Here is a 1,210-nt window from a genome sequence, read left to right as displayed (position 1 = left end):
CCTGGAGACACCATGGCCCTCGTCACGGAGGAGCATGGCTGGCTCGACGACCCGCGCGGCGCATCAGCCCTGAAGAGGAAGCGTGCTCCTTCGCTCGGGCCGACGAGCCCAACGCCCGCTTCGCCGAGATCCTCGAACCGCACGGTCTAGGCTCGTTGGTATGGGAATCGACTGGGAGAACATGCTCGGCACAAGCGGCAACGGCCTCAACGGTGCCTACGACAGCGCGGTCTCCGCGGTCATCTACAGCGAGGACCCGGGGGACGACCGGCGGCCACTCCCAGTCGGCGAAGAGCACGACGACGCAGACAGCCTGCGCTGACCTGAACGCACACACGGAAACGCCCCGGTGAGACAGAGCCCTGCGGATGTCCTTCTCCTCGAAAACGCGGAGAAGTCCACCCTTGCGGTTCCTGACGATCGCCTTGTCCGCTTGCTCGGTGATCCCGGACATGGTTTACAGCAGAGCCGCAACAGTGACGTCGAGACGGCTCAGGCAGCCGCAGACCGTACCTACGGCACGGGGGACATGAGGACGCACGCGGTGTCGAAGGGATCCGTCGGCGGGCGGGGCGACGCTGAACTCGTAGGCGACTTCCCAGCGGGCATCGGAGACCACGATGCCGTCGGTCTCCACCGGCCGGCCGCCCCCGTCGTAGTACGTCCCCGCTCAAGCGACTGGACCAGGTCGCCGACGCCGATCCCCGGAGGAACCGACGCCCCGGTGTCGGGTCCAGAGAGGGGGCCCAGATCCTGGTTGCAGGAGAGTACGCGCGCAAGGAACCCTGACGGGGACACCGATGCTTGAGCCATCGGCAGAGGCAGAGGGGATGAGGAATTGAGGACCGACAAGAAACGCGTCGGCTGGCCTGGCAAGGTATGGCGGGCATGGCAGTCGGTGCGTGGCAAGAGTTGCTGGTACGTCGCCTACTGGCCAGACGGCGAACCGTACGACGATGAACGGGCCGTTGTCCTGCGCCGTACTCGATACCGGTGGCAGGCCTTCCGATGGACCCGGAACTCGGGTGTCGGGCTCCCTAGGCCGATCTCGATCACACCCCACGACGTGACCCCGCAGTACGCGTCCAAGCAGCCTCTCTATCCGTACCCCGGCGAGCCCTTGGGAACGGATTTCTCGATCATGGACCGAGCGCTCGGGGACCCCGGCGCTTGAGAGCGCGGCGATCACCCGGATTCCGCACTACAACGC

The 1,210-nt window shown here is 66.3% G+C and carries 1 protein-coding gene; it reads left to right on the top strand.

Features of this window, described 5'->3' with window-relative positions; translation table 11 throughout:
- Positions 1-160 precede the first annotated feature (160 nt).
- Positions 161-322, top strand: coding sequence for a hypothetical protein (locus tag ACFWI9_RS34500; RefSeq protein WP_387169294.1), 162 nt, complete (start codon positions 161-163; stop codon positions 320-322).
- The last annotated feature ends 888 nt before the right edge of the window (positions 323-1,210 follow it).

This window comes from Streptomyces sp. NPDC127084 (assembly GCF_042724175.1).
Lineage (GTDB): Bacteria > Actinomycetota > Actinomycetes > Streptomycetales > Streptomycetaceae > Streptomyces.
This window is presented reverse-complemented; position numbering and strand designations above follow the sequence as displayed.